Annotated in this window: 14 protein-coding genes; 6 read left to right on the top strand and 8 right to left on the bottom strand. The window is 71.3% G+C overall.

Translation table 11 applies throughout. The annotated features are described in order from the left end of the window. The first annotated feature begins 57 nt into the window (after positions 1-57). Together R0232_RS17935 and R0232_RS17940 are read left to right on the top strand one after the other, a co-directional pair. A complete protein-coding gene (locus tag R0232_RS17935) occupies positions 58-804 on the top strand; it encodes a S1 family peptidase (protein ID WP_431508927.1) in 747 nt (248 codons plus the stop codon). Between the two features lie 38 nt (positions 805-842). Then, positions 843-1,325 (top strand): hypothetical protein, encoded by a 483-nt coding sequence (locus tag R0232_RS17940; RefSeq protein WP_093341889.1) that lies wholly within the window; start codon positions 843-845, stop codon positions 1,323-1,325. Positions 1,326-1,347: 22 nt separating this feature from the next. On the opposite strand, the gene R0232_RS17945 is transcribed toward R0232_RS17940, so the two are convergent. From R0232_RS17945 to R0232_RS17980, 8 genes are all read right to left on the bottom strand, one after another. Next, positions 1,348-1,920 carry a hypothetical protein gene (locus R0232_RS17945; protein ID WP_208511738.1) on the bottom strand — a complete coding sequence of 191 codons (573 nt, stop codon included), beginning with the start codon at positions 1,918-1,920 and terminating at the stop codon, positions 1,348-1,350. Continuing rightward, positions 1,917-3,005 (bottom strand): S41 family peptidase, encoded by a 1,089-nt coding sequence (locus tag R0232_RS17950; RefSeq protein WP_431508928.1) that lies wholly within the window; start codon positions 3,003-3,005, stop codon positions 1,917-1,919. The genes R0232_RS17945 and R0232_RS17950 overlap by 4 nt, the downstream gene beginning before the upstream one ends. Positions 3,006-3,036: 31 nt before the next feature. Next, positions 3,037-3,405: a response regulator gene (locus R0232_RS17955; protein WP_431508929.1), complete on the bottom strand. Its 369-nt coding sequence runs from the start codon at positions 3,403-3,405 to the stop codon at positions 3,037-3,039. Between the two features lie 101 nt (positions 3,406-3,506). Continuing rightward, positions 3,507-4,730, bottom strand: coding sequence for a hybrid sensor histidine kinase/response regulator (locus tag R0232_RS17960; protein WP_431508930.1), 1,224 nt, complete (start codon positions 4,728-4,730; stop codon positions 3,507-3,509). Beyond that, complete coding sequence (locus tag R0232_RS17965; RefSeq protein WP_208511741.1) at positions 4,720-5,325, bottom strand: chemotaxis protein CheB; 606 nt, start codon at positions 5,323-5,325, stop codon at positions 4,720-4,722. Before R0232_RS17965 ends, R0232_RS17960 begins: the two co-directional genes overlap by 11 nt. Beyond that, on the bottom strand, positions 5,322-6,104 hold the full coding sequence (locus R0232_RS17970) for a CheR family methyltransferase (protein WP_177239297.1): 783 nt from the start codon (positions 6,102-6,104) through the stop codon (positions 5,322-5,324). Before R0232_RS17970 ends, R0232_RS17965 begins: the two co-directional genes overlap by 4 nt. 146 nt (positions 6,105-6,250) lie before the next feature. Then, positions 6,251-9,754 (bottom strand): response regulator, encoded by a 3,504-nt coding sequence (locus R0232_RS17975; protein ID WP_431508931.1) that lies wholly within the window; start codon positions 9,752-9,754, stop codon positions 6,251-6,253. A gap of 142 nt (positions 9,755-9,896) precedes the next feature. Beyond that, on the bottom strand, positions 9,897-10,589 hold the full coding sequence (locus R0232_RS17980; RefSeq protein WP_431508932.1) for a DUF899 family protein: 693 nt from the start codon (positions 10,587-10,589) through the stop codon (positions 9,897-9,899). Positions 10,590-10,794: 205 nt separating this feature from the next. Here R0232_RS17980 and R0232_RS17985 point away from each other — a divergent pair, with 205 nt between their 5' ends. From R0232_RS17985 to R0232_RS18000, 4 genes are all read left to right on the top strand, one after another. Next, positions 10,795-13,140 (top strand): helicase C-terminal domain-containing protein, encoded by a 2,346-nt coding sequence (locus R0232_RS17985; RefSeq protein ID WP_431508933.1) that lies wholly within the window; start codon positions 10,795-10,797, stop codon positions 13,138-13,140. After that, positions 13,127-13,783, top strand: coding sequence for an alpha-ketoglutarate-dependent dioxygenase AlkB (locus R0232_RS17990; protein WP_431508934.1), 657 nt, complete (start codon positions 13,127-13,129; stop codon positions 13,781-13,783). Before R0232_RS17985 ends, R0232_RS17990 begins: the two co-directional genes overlap by 14 nt. Positions 13,784-13,829: 46 nt before the next feature. Then, positions 13,830-15,182: an MATE family efflux transporter gene (locus tag R0232_RS17995; protein ID WP_431508935.1), complete on the top strand. Its 1,353-nt coding sequence runs from the start codon at positions 13,830-13,832 to the stop codon at positions 15,180-15,182. Positions 15,183-15,250: 68 nt separating this feature from the next. Continuing rightward, positions 15,251-16,120, top strand: a complete 870-nt coding sequence (locus R0232_RS18000; protein ID WP_431508936.1) for a helix-turn-helix domain-containing protein — start codon at positions 15,251-15,253, stop codon at positions 16,118-16,120. The last annotated feature ends 9 nt before the right edge of the window (positions 16,121-16,129 follow it).

Consider the following 16,129-nt stretch of genomic DNA (forward strand, 5'->3'; position numbering starts at 1 on the left):
TCGTGAAACTTGCATGACAAAGCGCATTCGGCGGGCCGCTCATCCGTCTCTATGGCGATGACTTCCCTACGCCTTGCACGCCGCGTGGCGGCTGCCGCCTGCGCGGCCGCCGCCGTGCTCGCGACCGCCGAAGAATCGCCACCGCGCGTGCTCGAAGGCAACGCCAGCGGCGTGTTCCTCAACGAAGCCGGCGACGTGCTGACCGCGCGCCATGCCGTGACCGGCTGCCGCTCGCTGTTCGTGCTCAAGGACGGGCGCGTGGCCGAAGCCACGGTGCGCGTGACGAGCCCGCTGGCCGATCTCGACATCGCCGTGCTGCGCAGCGACATCAAGCCCTACCTGGGCGCGACCTTCCCGCGCAGCGAGGCGCTGCCCGCCGCGACGATCTCGGTGTTCTCCGAGGCCCATGGCCCGCTGCAGCGCATGGCCGACCGCTCGGCCGTGCTCGGCAACGCGCTCACCGTGCCGGGCGCCGAGGGCCTGCAGCTGCTGTCGGGCGCCAAGCCCGGCGCCAGCGGCAGCGCGGTGCTCGATGCCGGCGGCCTGCTGCTGGGCGTGGTGGTGGAGCGCATCGCGGCCGCGCCCGGTGCCAGCGGCGGCACGCTGAGCCGGCTGCCCAGCCTGTCGGGCAGCGGCGCGGCCGCGGGCTCCACGCGCGTGCGCGCCGAGACCGCCGCGCGCATCAAGCATTTCCTGCGCGACAACGGCGTGGCCTACAGCGAGAGCGACACCCCGCAGCTCGGCCCCCAGCAGTCGCCGGCCGCGCGCGCCGCCACGCTGTCGGTCGGCGTGCTGTGCGGCTGAGCCGGCACCGATTTCCAGAACCTTCCCCGAAAGAACGCATGTTCCCCTCGCACCGTCATTCCGCCGCCGCGCCGCGGCCCTGGGCCAGCCTGTTCCGCGCGCTCGGCCTCGCCGGCCTCGGCCTGGCCGCCGTGCACATGCCCGTGCAGGCCCAGCCCGCGCCCTCGGCGCGCGCGCCGGTGCCGCAGCACTGGATCAGCTATGCCGAGCTGGCCGGCAACCAGTTCCAGGGCCGCCTCAGCGACCCGGCCGACGAGACCGTGCAGCGCCTGCATGCCTGGATGCAGCAGCGCCTGCTGGAAGAGGGCCGCACCCTGCCGCCGCCGCCGCTGATCGTGCGCGTGTGGGTCGCACCCGACGGCCGGCCCGAGCGCGTGGCCTTCGATTCGCTGGGCAATGCGCAGGCCGATGCCGACCTGCGCCAGTTGCTGACCGCGCAGCCGCTGTCGGAGCCGCCGCCGCGGGACATGCGGCAGCCGATGGTGTTGCAGCTGACGTTGAAGGTGCTGACGGCGAGTTGAGCGGCGCGAGGCGCCTGCGGGTTCAGGCGCCGGGCTTGGCCCTGCTCTGAAGGATCGCCTCGAAGACGCGCGCCAGTTCCGCGGCGTCCTCGCCGGCATGGTGGGTATGCGGCAGGTCCTTGAGGTCGAGCTCGAACTTGATCTTGCCCTTGCGGCTCTCGACCCACTCGATGCCCTTGAGTCCCATCCAGTAGCTTCGCAGGTCGATGCCCGAGCCCGTGTTGCCGAACGGGCTCTTGCCGAGGAACCGGATGAAGTACCAGTGGATGAACATGCCGTCCCAGACGGCGGGGCCGGCCAGGAACACGGGGCGGCCGATGCGCCGCAGCGAATGGACCCAGGTTTCGGCCGCGCGCATCGCTGCTTCGGCCGTTGGGGCCTGTGCGATCAGCCGGTCGCGATCGAGGCCCGAAACGGCGAGGGCGCGCGGATCGAAGTCCTCCGAGATCGGCTTCAGCTCGGTGTAGAAATTCAGGTCGGGCCTGCCCACCACGGCCAGTCCCAGCGAGATCATGCTGTACGGGCCGGGAATCGGGCCATCCGCCTCGACGTCGGCCGCGACGTAGAGCTCCGGCAGTTTCTCGGAAGGGTTCATGGCCGTGCGCCGGTGGTTCCGCGTTTCGCCGCGGCCTCCGCCGCCTCGATCGCCGCGCTCACATCGCCCACGGTCGCGGGATCGCTGTCCTTGCCGACCAGCTCCTTGAGCGCCGCCAGGTGCGCCACGCCCAGCGCCTCGTCCGCGCCGGCTGGCAGATCGGGCACGACGCCCGTGCCTTCCCAGTTGGTGCGCGTGATCGGGTTGATCGAGCGCGCGAAGGGGATCGTGACCTCGAAGTGATCGTTCAACCGATGGTTCCTGGAGGGATGGGCGCCGCCCTTGGTGCGTTCGCCGACGATGCGGGCGCGCTTCAGCGCCTGCAGGTTGTACGCGAACTCCTCGCCACCCGAGAAGGTCTGGCTGCTGGTCAATACATAGACCGGCCGGTTCAGGTAGCGCGGGCCGCGCAGCCTGGCGCGGGTCCAGTGCGACTCCACGCGGTGGCCTTCGCGATGCAGCACGTCGTTGAGGTGCACCTTGCCGTCGAGCAGATGGCTGCTGACCTGGGCCACGCCTGCGGGCCAGCCGCCGCCGTTCTGGCGCAGGTCGACGATCAGGGCATCGGTGTGGCCGAGGAAATCGAAGACGGCCGCGGCGGTCTTCGCCAAGGCCTCGGGCTCGTCGAAACAGCGCAGGTCGATGTAGCCGACGTTGCCGGCCATGCGCTCGGCCTTGTAGAAGCAGTGGTTGTGGCGCACGTACTGCCGCGCCAGCTGTGCTCGCGCCGCCGCGGCGGCCTTCGGATCGGCCGGCTTCGGCAGCGGCTCGGGGCTGAAGCCCACGAGCAGGTGCCTGTCCTGGTTCACCGACTGCAGATCCTGCTCGAGTTGCGCGCGCAGCGCGTCGGCCGTCTCGATGCCCGCATAGGCCCCGTCGCGCAGCCGCGCGCGCAGGTGGGCCGCGATGGCCTCGGCCGGCGCGGGCAGCACGTAGTGGGCCTGCATCAGCTCGGCGGTGCGGGCCACGAGGCGGTCGCGCTCGGCGGGCGCGATGGGAACGGTGTCGGGGGACTGCGCGGCGGCCGATGCGGCCAGCGCGCTCAGCGCAAGGGCGAGGAGGGCGGAGGGAAGAAAGCGGCGCATGGCCGCGATGCTAAGGCAGCGGAAAAAGGCCTCAGCCCGCGGCCGCGAGGATGTCCTCGAGCGCGCCGATGTCGATCGGCTTCTGCAGATGGTGGTCGAACAGCTTGCGCCCGTCGGGGCCGCCCGCGGCGCCGGCATCGGCGGCCGAGAAGCCCGAGATCGCGATCAGCAGCTTGGGCGCGCCCTGGGCCTCGGTCTCGCGCAACCGGCGCGCGACCTGGGTGCCGGGGATGTCGGGCAGCGTGAGGTCGATCAGCGCGGCATCGAAGCGTTCGGCGGCGGCGGCGGTCAGCGCCTGCTGGCCGGTGTAGGTGCAGCGGGCGGTGTGGTCCTGCAGGGTCAGCAGTTCCTGCAGCAGGTCGGCTGCGGCTTCGTTGTCGTCGACGATCAGCACGTTCACGGCGGTCGGTCCTTGGTGGCCTTTGCGGCCTTTGGTTTTCTGAGAATGTCCGGAATGGAACATTGTCCCGGCACGGCGCCGCGCGTGGGGTAGGAGCAAGCCTACGGTTGTGCCGATCCACGCGGCGCGGCCAGCGGCAGCTCGACGCTGAAGGTCGATCCCTCGCCCGGCGCGCTCTCGACGCCGATGCGCCCGCCGTGCAGGTCGACGATCTGGCGTGTGATGTACAGGCCCAGGCCGAGCCCGGCCGCATGCTTGCGGCTGTGCTCGGTGCGCTCGAACTGCTCGAAGATGCGCGCCTGGTCCTCGGCCGCGATGCCGATGCCGCGGTCGCGCACGCTGACGCGCGCGAAGCCGTCGTCGCCGGTGCCCACCTGTTCCACCGCCATCTCGACCGGCCGGCCGCCGCCGTAGCGCAGTGCGTTGGTCAGCAGGTTGGTCAGCACCTGCTCGATGCGGAACTCGTCCCACACGCCCGGCAGCTCGGCCGGTGCCCGCAGCGAGATCTCGGAGCCGGCGGCCTCGGCCTGCTGGCGCAGGTTCTCGACCACGGCGCGCGCGAGCTGCGCGAGGTCGGTCGGCTTGGGCTGGATCGAGAGCGCGTCCTTGCGCATGCGCGTGACGTCGAGCATGTCGTCGATCAGCCGCACCATGTTGCGGATCTGCCGCTGGTCGCGCTCGATCATCGCGGGCAGGCGGTCGGCCGTGAAGGCCGCGAGGTTGCCCTTGGACACGTGCAGCTGGCGCAGCTGGGCCTCGAGGTAGAGGGTGTTGAGCGGCGTGCGCAGCTCGTGCGAGACCATCGACATGAAGTCGTCGCGCATGCGCACCGCGCGCTCGAGCTCGCGCTGCGTGACCTGCAGCTGCACCACCAGTTCCTCCTGCTTGCGGTGCGCGTGGGCCAGCAGTTCCATCTCGTGGCGCAGCGCCTTGCGGTGGCGGTGCAGGTCGACGAACACGTTGACCTTGCTGATCACGGCATGCGGGTCGAGCGGCTTGTGCAGGAAGTCGACGGCACCGCTCTCGTAGCCCTGGAAGGCGTAGTTGCGCTCGCGCCCGGCGGCGCTGACGAAGATCAGCGGGATGTGCCGCGTGCGCTCGGTGCCGCGCATCATCTCGGCCAGCTCGAAGCCGTTCATGCCGGGCATCTGCACGTCGACGATGGCGAGCGCGAACTCGTGCTCGAGCAGCAGCGTCAGCGCCTCCTCGGCCGACTGGGCACGGAACACGGGCCGCCCGGGCGCGCGGATCAGCGCCTCGAGCGCCACCAGGTTCTCGGGCAGGTCGTCGACGATCAGCAGCTTGCTTTCGACGTCAATTTCCATGAGCGGTCTCCAGGTGCATCAGCAGGGTGTGGAGATCGCGCAGCGGCAGCACGAAGTCGGGCGAATGGCGCGCTATGGCGGCGTTGGGCATGACGGAAACCAGGGCTTCTTGGGGGTCCTGCACGGCGGTCAGCCCGCCGGCACGGTGAATGCGGTCCATGCCCTCGGCGCCATCGTCGTTGGCACCGGTGAGCAACACGCCGGCGAGGCCGGCGCCGTAGACGTCGGCCGCGGAGGCCATCAGCACGTCGATCGAGGGGCGCGAGAACAGCACGGGCGGCTCGCAGCTCAGCGAGAAACAGCGATCGCGTTCGATCGACAGGTGGTAGCCGGGCGGCGCGAAATAGAGCGTGCCGGGAACCAGCGGCATCTTGTCGGCCGCCTCGCGCACCGGCATCGCGACGCGCTCGCCGAACACCTCGGCCAGCCGGCTGTCGTGCCCCTCGGGCAGGTGCAGCACCACCACCTTGGGGATGCGGCTGACCAGGGGCAGGCCGATCAGCAGGGCGAGCAGCGCGTCGATGCCGCCCGCGGAGGCGCCGATGACCACCGCCTCGACGCGGCGGCGCAGGTGGGAGGGCAGCGCCTGTCTCACGTGGCCTTCCTGTAGATGCGCTCGGGGCGCGCCAGCGGCTCGAAGCGCTCGGCGTAGGCCGAGAAGTCGATGCTCTCCTTGGCGCCCAGGCCGAGGAAGCCGCGGTGGCTCAGCGACTCGTGGAACAGGCCGAGCGCACGGTCCTGCAGCTCGCGGTTGAAGTAGATCAGCACGTTGCGGCAGGACACGAGCTGGGTCTCGGCGAACACGCTGTCGGTGGCCAGGCTGTGGTCGGCAAAGATGGTGTCGGCGCACAGCGAGGGGTCGAAGCGCGCGGCGTCGTAGGCCGCGGTGTAGTAGTCGGAGAACGCGCGCAGCCCGCCCGCGCGCTGGTAGTTGGCGGTGTAGCCGCGGATCGCCTCGAGCGGAAAGATGCCCTGGCGCGCCTTCTCGAGCGAGGCCGGGTTGATGTCGGTGGCATAGATCTGCGTGCGCTCGAGCAGGCCTTCCTCGCGCAGCAGGATGGCGAGCGAGAACACCTCCTCGCCGGTGCTGCAACCCGCCACCCAGACCTTGACCGACGAATAGGTGTGCAGCAGCGGCACCACGTGCCGGCGCAGGCCCAGGAAGTAGGCCGGGTCGCGGAACATCTCGCTGACCGGGACGGTGAGGAACTGCAGCAGGCGCCCGAACAGCGCTGCGTCGCGCAGCACCCGGTCCTGCAGCGCCGAGATCGAGGGCAATCCGAGCTGCGTGAGCGCATGCAGCACGCGGCGCTTCTGCGAGGCCAGCGTGTAGTCGCGGAAGTCGTAGCTGTACTTGAGGTAGATCGCCTCCATCAGCAGGCGCAGCTCGATCTCGGTGTCGCTCAGCGGCTGCGGCGGCGCGGCGATCGCGCCCGGCACGGCGGGCGAAGCGGGCAGGACCGGGCGGCCGGTCGACGGCCGTTCGGGCGGCGAGGGCGGCGAGGGCGGCGGCGATCCGGTCACAGGCGCTCCATCTTCGGCATCCATACGCGCAGCAGCGAGAACAGGCGGTCCAGGTCCACCGGCTTGGCGAGGTAGTCGCTGGCGCCCGCGGCCAGGCATTGCTCGCGGTCGTCCTTCATGGCCTTGGCGGTGATGGCGATCACCGGCAGCTTGGCGAAGCGCGGATCGGCGCGCAGGTGGCGCGTGGCCTCCAGGCCATCCATCTCCGGCATCATGACGTCCATCAGCACGAGGTCGATCTCCTTCACGCGGTCGAGCTGCTCGAGAGCCTCGCGGCCGTTGCGGCCGATCTCGACCTTCGCGCCGCGCTGCTCGAGCGCACTCGTGAGCGCGAAGATGTTGCGCACGTCGTCGTCCACCAGCAGCACCGTGCGGCCCTCGAAGATCCGGTCGCGTCCGCGCGCGGCCTTGAGCATGCCCTGGCGCTCGCTCGACAGTTCGGCCTCGACCTTGTGCAGGAACAGGGTCACCTCGTCGAGCAGCCGCTCGGGCGAGCGCGCGCCCTTGATGATGATCGAGCGCGAGTAGCGGTGCAACTCGGCCTCCTCCTCGCGCGTGAGGTTGCGCCCGGTGTAGACGATCACGGGCGGGAACGAGACGATGTCCTCCGAGGCCATGCGCTTGAGCAGCTCGCTGCCCTGCATGTCGGGCAGCTTCAGGTCGGTGATCATGCAGTCGAAGATGCGGCTGCGCAGCAGCTCCAGCGCCTCCTCGCCCGAGGCCACGTCGACGATCTCGATGTCGTCGTCGCCGATCAGCTGGATCACGCTGCGGCGTTGCAGGTCGTCGTCCTCCACCAGCAGCACCGTCTTGACCTTCTGCGTGAGCTTCTCCTCCAGCCGCGCGAACACGCGCGTGAGCTCGTCGCGCGTGGCGGGCTTGCTCGCATAGCCGATCGCGCCCATGTGCAGCGCGGCCTCGGCGTTGTCGGCGGCCGAGACCACGTGGATCGGGATGTGGCGCGTGAGCGGCGAGTCCTTCAGGCGCTGCAGCACGTCCAGGCCGGTGCTGTCGGGCAGCCGCATGTCGAGCAGGATCGCGTCGGGCACGAACTCGCTGGCCAGCGCGAAGCCGTCGGCCGCGCCGTGCGCGACCAGGCAGCGGTAGCCGAGCTCGTGCGCCAGGTCGTAGAGGATGTGGGCGAACTGCGGCTCGTCCTCGATCACGAGCACGCGCCGCACCTGCAGGTCGCGCGGCAGCGCGCGGTCGTCGGCGAACTGCGGCGCGGGCACCACGGGGGCCGGCGCGGCCGGGGCCGGGGGCACGGCGGGCACCGGCGCGCGCGGCGGCAGGCGGGCCGGCGCGGCACCCACGGCGCGCGACGGCGCGGCGGCCGGCTCCTGCTGCGAGGGCGCCTGCGGTGCCTGCGCCGGCAGGTGCAGGGTGAAGGTGCTGCCCTGGCCCGGTTCGCTCTGCACGCTGAGCGTGCCGCCCAGCAGCTGCGTGAGGTCGCGCGAGATCGACAGGCCCAGGCCGGTGCCGCCGTAGCGGCGGCTGGTGGTGCCGTCGGCCTGGCGGAAGGCCTCGAAGATCACTTCCTGCTGGTGCGGCGCGATGCCGATGCCCGAGTCGGAGACGGCGAACGAGGCGCCGCCGTCGGCCGTGCCCGAGATCACCAGCGAGACCTCGCCCTGCTCGGTGAACTTGAGCGCGTTCGACAGCAGGTTCTTGAGGATCTGCTCCACGCGCTGGCGGTCGGTGACCAGCGAGGCCGGCGCGGCCGGATGCAGCTCGAGGCGGAAGCTCAGCCGCTTCTCGTCGGCCAGCGGGCGGAAGGTGCTCTCCAGGCCCTGCGCCAGGCGGTCCAGGCGCGTGTCCTCGGGCACCAGGTCGAGCTTGCCGGCCTCGACCTTGGCGATGTCGAGGATGTCGTTGATCAGCACCAGCAGGTCGTTGCCCGAGGCATAGATCGACTCGGCGAACTTCACCTGCTCGGTGCTCAGGTTGCCCTGCGGGTTGTCGCCCAGCAGCTTGGCCAGGATCAGCGCGCTGTTGAGCGGCGTGCGCAGCTCGTGCGACATGTTGGCGAGGAATTCCGACTTGTAGCGGCTCGCGCGCTGCAGCTCGTCGGCGCGTTCCTCGAGGTCGCGCTGGGCGTGGCGCAGCGCCATGTTGCGTTGGTCGAGCGCCTCGGTGCGTTCGGACAGCTGGCTGTTGGTCTGCTCGAGCTCGGCCTGCTGGTTCTCGAGCATGGCCTGCGAGGCGCGCAGCGCGCGCGACTGCTCCTCGAGCTCCTCGTTGGCGGTGCGCAGCTCTTCCTGCTGCACCTGCAGTTCCTCGTTGAGCTGCTGGGTCTCGGCCAGCACGTCCTGCAGCTGCTCGCGGTAGCGCGCCGCGGCCAGCGAGGTGCCGATGTCCTCGGCCACCACCTCGAACAGGTCGCGCGCGCGCTGGTCGGGCGTGCCGGGCAGGCCGAGCTCGACCACGCCGTTGGACACGCCGTCGTTGGCCACCGGCAGCAGCACCACGGCGCGCGGGCGCATCTCTCCCAGGCCCGAGTTGACCTTGAGGTAGTCGGCCTCGACCGGGTCGATCAGCATCAGCCGCTTCTCGGCGGCGGCCTGGCCGACCAGGCTCTCGGTGGGCGAGAACACCTGCTGCGCGCTCTCGGCCTCGACCGAGAAGCCGTAGCTGGCCGCGCGGCGCAGCGGGCCATGGCGCTCGCGCACGTAGAGCGCGCCCACGGTGCTACCCAGGTGGCGCGAGAAGAAGGCCAGGATCTTGCGGCCCATGTCGGCGGCGCTGAGCTCGCCCACCAGTTCGCCGACCAGCTCGGTCTGGGCCGTGCGCAGCCAGGCCTGCTCGGTCAGGCGCTCGGTGTGCGCCTCCTGCTCCTGCAGCACCGCGTCGTAGCTCTCGGACAGGCGCACCAGCTGCCGGCGGCCGAAGTAGGCGACCAGGCCGCTCAAGGTGAGCGTGAACAGCAGGAACAGGCCCACCACCATCCAGCTGGTGCGCTTGACCTCGGCGTTGCGCTGGAAGCGCAGCGACTGCTCGGTGTTGATGAAGTTGTCGAACTCGTTGCGGATGTCGTCGGTCAGGCGCTTGCCGCGGCCCAGCTTGACGGCCGCCTCGAAGTCGCCGCCGCTGCGGCGCGCGGCGATCATGTCGGCCGCGAACTCGTTCCAGGCGCCTTGCAGCGAGCCGATGCGGTCGACGCGCTCGATCTGCTGCGGGTTGTCGCCCACCAGCTGGCGCAGCGCCGCGGTGTCGGTCTTCACGCGCGCCAGCGCGGCGTCGTAGGGTTCGAGGAAGCGGTCCTGCCCGCTGATCAGGAAGCCGCGCATGCCGGTTTCCATGTCGATGGAGCGGCGCTGCAGCTCGCTGGCGCTGCGCACCACCTGGTCGGTGTGCTCGACCCAGGCGATGGTCGACAGCAGGTACAGGATCAGGGCGACGAAGACGACGGCACCGAACAGGCCCCCGAGCAGCGGCAGCTTGATGTTGCGGCTCAGCAGGCGCTCGAAGTCGGCGGTGTCGATCGCGGCAGCAGTTTTCATTTCGAACGTAGTTGTGAACGAACAATTGACATTGTCTTCGACCGGACGGGACGGGCGGCGCGCGGCCGCCCGCCCGGCCCCGGAACGGCGGCAAGGCGCGAGGGAAGAGGAGGGGAGGAGAGGCCGCGGGCCTCCCCGGTGCTCAGTACTCTAGCCGCGGATACCAGTCGCTGCCGCGGCCGGCCGGCGTCAGGTCGAGGATGTTCCACAGCGGCGTGGGATCGACCGCGAGGCGCGGATCCTGGCCGGGGTCGGCGGTTTCGGCCAGCTCCGGCGCCCAGAAGTGATGCACGCGGCCCTCGCGCCGGACCCAGACGTCGAGGGCCGGCCATTCGCTGCCGTCGGGCGCGAGGCCGCGGTAGTCGCGCGCGAAGTCGTCGCCGACCGTCTCGTGGAACCGCAGGTTGCGCCAGCCGCGCTCGCGCGCGAAGGCCAGCTGGCGCGCCACCGGCGAGCGGCCGAGCACCGCGAACGCCACCTTCTGCGCGATGTCGCGCACCGGCACGTCGAGCGCGCCCAGGAAGGCGGTGCACATCGGGCAGGGCCGTTCGCGCTGCGGGCCGTACATCCAGAAGTAGGTGACCAGGGTGTCGTGGTCGCCGAACAGGTGGTCGAGCCCGACCGTGCGGCCGTTCTCGTCGCGGAAGCGGTAGGGCGGCGGCTCGCCGCCCAGCGGCAGTTCGCGGCGCTGGGCGGCCACGCGCTCGACGTGGCGGCGCAGCTCGATCTCCTCGGCGAGCAGGGCGGTGCGGGCCTGGCGGTAGGCCGCGCTGTCGTTGGGGTAGGGCCGGCTCGCGGCGGCGGCGAGTTCGGTGGCGGGTTTCAGGGCAGTCATCGGTGTCTCCTTTCGGAAGTCGGACAGGCAGGGCGAAGGCGGTGGCACATCGGACCTTTCCCGACAGGCCGCCGCTGCCGGTTCGGCCCGGAAATGCCCGTGCGCTCCAGCCTACGCGGCGGCAGGGATACTGTAGATTCCACCAGCACACTGGATGAATATCCATATACTGGCGGCCGCCGCATCCTGTCGAAGCTCCACGCCGATGTCCCGCGAAGCCCTCTGCGCCACCGTTGCGCCCGTCTCCGTCAAGGCGCTGTGCGCCTTCGGCGCGAAGGCCGGCGACCTCGACCTGCGCTTCGTGCCCGCGCCCAGCGCGCAGGAAGGCATGGCGGGCCACGCGCTGGTGCAGGGGCGCCGCGGCGAGAACTACCAGAGCGAGGTCGCGCTGCAGTCCGAATGCGGGGCCCTGCTGGTGCGCGGCCGCGCCGACGGCTACGAGCTGCAGTCGGGCAGTGCCCGCGTCGAGGAGATCAAGACCTTCCGCGGCGACTTCGACGCCATCCGCGGCAACCACCGCGCGCTGCACTGGGCGCAGGCGCGCTGCTACGGCTGGATGCTCTGCGAGGCCGACGGCCATGCGGCGATCACCGTGGCGCTGGTCTACCTCGACCTCGCGAGCGGCGAGGAAACCGTGCTCGAGGAACTGCACACGCGCGAGGAGCTGCAGGCCCACTTCGAGGACCTCTGCGGCCGCTACATCGCCTGGGCCGAGCGCGAGGGCCGGCATCACGCGGCGCTGGCGGACCTGCTGGGCGCGCTGGCCTTTCCGCATGGCGCCTTCCGCACCGGCCAGCGCGAGCTCGCCGAGGCGGTCTACCGCGCCGCCTCGAAGGGCCATTGCCTGATGGCGCAGGCGCCCACCGGCATCGGCAAGACGCTGGCCACGCTGTTCCCGCTGCTCAAGGCGCGCGCGGCAGGCCGCGTCGACAAGGTGTTCTTTCTCACGGCCAAGACCTCGGGCCGCGCGATCGCGCTCGAGGCGCTGCGGCTGCTCGAACGCCAGGCCGCTGCGGGCGGCGAGGCGCCGGCCGATCCGCTGCGCGTGCTCGAACTGACCGCGCGCGAAAAGGTCTGCGAGCACCCGGGCCGGGCCTGCCATGGCGATGCCTGTCCGCTCGCCAAGGGCTTCTACGACCGGCTGCCGGCGGCGCGCGCCGAGGCCGCGCGCGCCGCCTGGCTCGACCGTCCGGCGCTGCGCCGCATCGCGCTCGCGCACGAGGTCTGCCCCTATTTCCTGGGACAGGAAATGGCCCACTGGAGCGACGTGGTGGTCGGCGACTACAACTACTACTTCGACGGCAGCGCCTTCCTCTGGGCCACCATGAAGGAGCGCGAATGGCGTGCCGCGCTGCTGGTCGACGAGGCCCACAACCTGCTCGAGCGCGCACGCGGCATGTACACCGCGCCGCTCGACGACGGCGCGCTTGAGGAGGCCCACCGCGCCGCGCCGGCCGCCGTGCGCGGCCCGCTCGCGCGGCTGCACCGCGAATGGGGCGCGCTGCAGGAGGCGCAGCAGGCCAACGCGGTCGATTACGAGACCGCCGACGAGATCCCCGAGCGCTTCGCGCGCAGCCTGCAGGCCGCCAACACCGCGATGGCCGAGCACTTCGCGGCCACGCCCGATGCGGCGCAGGGCCCGCTGCAGCGCTTCTTCTTCGATGCGCTGCATTTCGCGCGGCTGGCCGAGAGCTTCGGCGACCACTCGGTGTTCGAGCGCACGCTGGGGCCGAACGGCTCGCGCGGGCTGGCCATCCGCAACCTCGTGCCCGCGCCCTTTCTCGAAGGCCGCTTCGCCGATGCCGCCTCGGCCGTCTGCTTCTCGGGCACGCTGTCGCCGTTTCCGTTCTACCGCGATGCGCTGGGCCTGCCCGAGGACGTGGCCGTGCTCGACGTCGACTCTCCGTTCAGCGGCCGCCAGCTCCATGTCGAGGTGGCGATGGACGTTTCCACGCGCTGGCGCGACCGCGCGCACTCGCTGCGCAGCGTGGCCGGCATCATCGGCAGCCAGTACGCGCGCCGGCCCGGCAACTACCTGGCCTTCTTCAGCAGCTTCGACTACCTCGAGCAGGCCTGCGCCGCCTTCGTCGCGCGGCATCCCGAGGTGCCGGTGTGGAGCCAGACCCGCGGCATGCCCGAGGCCGATCGCCAGGCCTTCGTCGAGCGCTTCGCCGTCGGCGGCCGCGGCATCGGCTTCGCGGTGCTCGGCGGCGCCTTCGGCGAGGGCATCGACCTGCCGGGCACGCGCCTCGTGGGTGCCTTCGTCGCGAGCCTCGGGCTGCCGCAGTACAACGCGCTCAACGAGATCACGCGCGAGCGCATGGACGCGCGCTTCGGCAAGGGCTACGAGTACACCTACCTCTACCCGGGCCTGCAGAAGGTGGTGCAGGCCGCGGGCCGCGTGATCCGCACAGAGCAGGACGAGGGCGTGCTGCACCTGCTCGACGACCGCTTCTCGCGCGCCGAGATCCGCGAGCTGCTGCCGCGCTGGTGGGAGGTGCGCCTTGGCGGGCAGGGTGGGCCGGGGAGGGGCGGCGATGCGCGCCGCTAGACGCATCGAGCACGACGCGCAGCCCGACCTGTTCGGTGCCGCGCCGGTCGCCGCCATCGACGGGCTGCGCTATGCGCCGGAGTTCCTGAGCCCCGCCGAGGAGGCCGAGCTGCTGGCCATCGTCGGCGGCTTCACGCTGCGCGAGATGCGCTACAAGGCCTACACCGCGCGCCGCCGCGGCATCGGCTTCGGCGGCCGCTACGACTTCGACGCCAACCGGCTGCTGCCCGGTGCGCCGCTGCCCGAATCGCTGCATCCGCTGCGGCGCCGCGCCGCGGCTTGGGCCGGCATCGACGAGGCCGAGCTCACCCATGCGCTGATCTCCGAGTACCAGCCCGGCACGCCGCTGGGCTGGCACCGCGACGTGCCCGACTTCGAGCACATCGTCGGCATCTCGCTGCGCGGCGACGCCGTGATGCAGCTGCGGCCCTACCGGCGCGACGGCCACTACGCGGCCAACGATCCGATGGTGCAGCTGGGGATCGAGCCGCGCTCGATCTACCTGCTGCGCGGCGCCGCGCGCTGGGAATGGCAGCACGCGATTGCGCCGACGCCGGCGCTGCGCTACTCGATCACCTTGCGCACGCGCTCGCGGCGAAGGGTGGGCGCGCCCGGCCCGGCGTGGCACGACGACGACCGCTGAGCCACGCCGGAGGCCGGGGCAGGGCGCGCGCTACGATCCGCCCCCCATGGAGTCCACTTCCACACGCCCCCTCTGGCAACGCTTCCTGGTCTTCCTCGGACCGCTGGTCCTGACCAACGTGCTGCAGGCGCTCGGCGGCACGGCCATCACCATCTACCTGGGCAAGCTGCTCGGCACGCGCTCGCTGGCCGCGGCGGTCAGCTTCTTTCCGCTCTTCATGTGCTGCATGGCCTTCGCGATCGGGCTGGGCACGGGCGCCTCGGTGCTCGTGGGCCAGGCCTGGGGCGCGCGCGACACGGACAAGGTGCGGCGCGTCGCGGGCTCGGTGCTGCTGGGCACCTTGCTGCTGTCGTGCGTCATCGCGGGCATCGGCGCGGCGGGGATCGGCCCGGTGCTGCAGGCGCTGGGCACGCCGGGCGACGTGCTCGCCGATGCCGTGGGCTATGCGCGCGTGCTGTTCGCCGCGATGCCCGTGCTGTTCGTGCACCTGATGCTGGCGGCGCTGCTGCGCGGCCTGGGCGATACGGTGACGCCGCTCAAGGCGCTCGCGGTGGCGTCCTCGGTCTGGGTGCTGCTCACGCCGGCCTTCATCCTCGGCTGGCTCGGGCTGCCGCGGCTCGGCACCCAGAGCGCGGCCTGGGCCAGCATGACGGGCAACGCGCTGGCCGTGCTGTGGCTGGCCTGGCACCTGCATCGCAAAGACAGCCTGCTCGCACCCGCGAAGCTGCGTGAGCACCTGCGCTGGAACGCGCCCGTGCTCGCGACGGTGGCGCGGCTCGGCGTGCCCACCGGGCTCTTCTTCATCACGAGTTCGCTGGCCGACGCGATGCTGCTGTCGCTCGTGAACCGCCACGGTCCCGGCGCGACGGCCGCCTGGGGCACGGTGGGCCAGGTGATGGCCTATGTGCAGTTCCCGGCGATGTCGATCGCCATCGCCGCCTCGGTGTTCGCGGCGCAGGCCATCGGCGCCGGCCGCCTGGACGAGATCGACCACGTCAAGCGCGTGGGCCTGTGGATGAACCTCGCGCTCACGGCCGGGCTGGCCGCGCTGGTGTCGCTGGCGGCGCCGCTCGCGGTGAGCCTGTTCAGCAACGACCCCGTCGTGATCGAGCTCGCGGCCTCGGTGCTGCGCATCACGGTCTGGGGCAGCGTGGCCTTCGGCATGGCGAGCGTGTTCACGAGCGTGATGCGCGCGGCCGGCACGGTGCGCGTGCCCACGGCGATCTCGCTGGGCTGCCTGGCCGTGCTGCTGTTTCCGCTGGCCTGGGTGCTGCAGCAGGCGCTCGGCCTGCGCGGCGTCTGGGTCTCCTATCCGCTGACCTACCTGGTGGCGCTGGGGCTGCAGGCGCTGTACTTCCACGGCGTGTGGAAGCGCAAGCCGATCCGGCGGCTGATCTAGCGAACGCGAAGGGCTCGACAGCAAGTTCGGTCAGGACGCGCCGCGCCCGCGTGGCCGATGATCGCGGCATGGACCGACCCACCCCCGACCTGATCGCCGAGCTCATCGCCTGGATCGAGGCGCGGCTCGACGACACGCTCACGCTCGATCGCATCGCGCAGCAGGCGGGACTGTCGCCGTATCACTTCTCGCGGCTCTTCACCGCGCGCATGGGCCGCAGCGTGATGGCCTATGTGCGTGGCCGCCGGCTGGTGCGCGGCGCGCGCCGGCTCTGCGACGAGCCGGAGCTCAAGCTCGTCGAGCTCGCGCTCGATTGCGGCTTCGAGTCGCAGGAAGCATTCACCCGCGCGTTCAAGCGCATCTTCGGCGTGTCGCCCGGACGCTTTCGCGCCGGCTTCGCGCTCACACCCATCGAAGGCCAATATCCCATGAACCTGCCCATCAGCACCTCCACCGCCGTGACCCGGCTGCCCGACCTCGTGCGCCTCGAGGCCTTCAGCATCGCCGGCCCGGCCCGGCGCTTCGACCAGGAGAGCCGCGCCGAGATTCCGCAGCTGTGGTCCGCCCTGATCGGCGCCTTGCCGTTCAAGGGCCAGGAACCGAGCTGGGCCACCTACGGCGCGGTCTGGAGCGTCGACCGGGAGGAGGGCAGCTTCGACTACATGGCGGGCGTGGGCATCGCGCCCGGCAGCACCTTGCCCGCGGGCTTCAGCGAGAAGCGCATCCCGGCCGCGACCTATGCGGTGTTTCGCATCACGCTCGACGGATCGGCGCTGCACCCGCAGGTGAAGAACGCGATGGCGACCATCTGGGGCCAGCTGATCCCGGCCTCGGGCCTCAAGCTGGCCGACAGCCCGGACTTCGAGCTCTACGACGGAAAGTTCGAACCCACGCGGCCCGGTGCGGTGATCGATTTCCACGTGCCGGTCGAGGGCTGATAGCCTCCG

The sequence above is a fragment of the Variovorax sp. DAIF25 genome, from assembly GCF_050711835.1.
Lineage (GTDB): Bacteria > Pseudomonadota > Gammaproteobacteria > Burkholderiales > Burkholderiaceae_C > Variovorax.

Coding starts and splice junctions, on each gene's coding strand:
- R0232_RS17935 (WP_431508927.1), top strand. CDS start 58: ATGACTTCCCTACGCCTTGCACGCCGCGTGGCGGCTGCCGCCTGCGCG.
- R0232_RS17940 (WP_093341889.1), top strand. CDS start 843: ATGTTCCCCTCGCACCGTCATTCCGCCGCCGCGCCGCGGCCCTGGGCC.
- R0232_RS17945 (WP_208511738.1), bottom strand. CDS start 1,920: ATGAACCCTTCCGAGAAACTGCCGGAGCTCTACGTCGCGGCCGACGTC.
- R0232_RS17950 (WP_431508928.1), bottom strand. CDS start 3,005: ATGCGCCGCTTTCTTCCCTCCGCCCTCCTCGCCCTTGCGCTGAGCGCG.
- R0232_RS17960 (WP_431508930.1), bottom strand. CDS start 4,730: ATGGAAATTGACGTCGAAAGCAAGCTGCTGATCGTCGACGACCTGCCC.
- R0232_RS17970 (WP_177239297.1), bottom strand. CDS start 6,104: ATGGAGGCGATCTACCTCAAGTACAGCTACGACTTCCGCGACTACACG.
- R0232_RS17975 (WP_431508931.1), bottom strand. CDS start 9,754: ATGAAAACTGCTGCCGCGATCGACACCGCCGACTTCGAGCGCCTGCTG.
- R0232_RS17980 (WP_431508932.1), bottom strand. CDS start 10,589: ATGACTGCCCTGAAACCCGCCACCGAACTCGCCGCCGCCGCGAGCCGG.
- R0232_RS17985 (WP_431508933.1), top strand. CDS start 10,795: ATGTCCCGCGAAGCCCTCTGCGCCACCGTTGCGCCCGTCTCCGTCAAG.
- R0232_RS17990 (WP_431508934.1), top strand. CDS start 13,127: ATGCGCGCCGCTAGACGCATCGAGCACGACGCGCAGCCCGACCTGTTC.
- R0232_RS17995 (WP_431508935.1), top strand. CDS start 13,830: ATGGAGTCCACTTCCACACGCCCCCTCTGGCAACGCTTCCTGGTCTTC.
- R0232_RS18000 (WP_431508936.1), top strand. CDS start 15,251: ATGGACCGACCCACCCCCGACCTGATCGCCGAGCTCATCGCCTGGATC.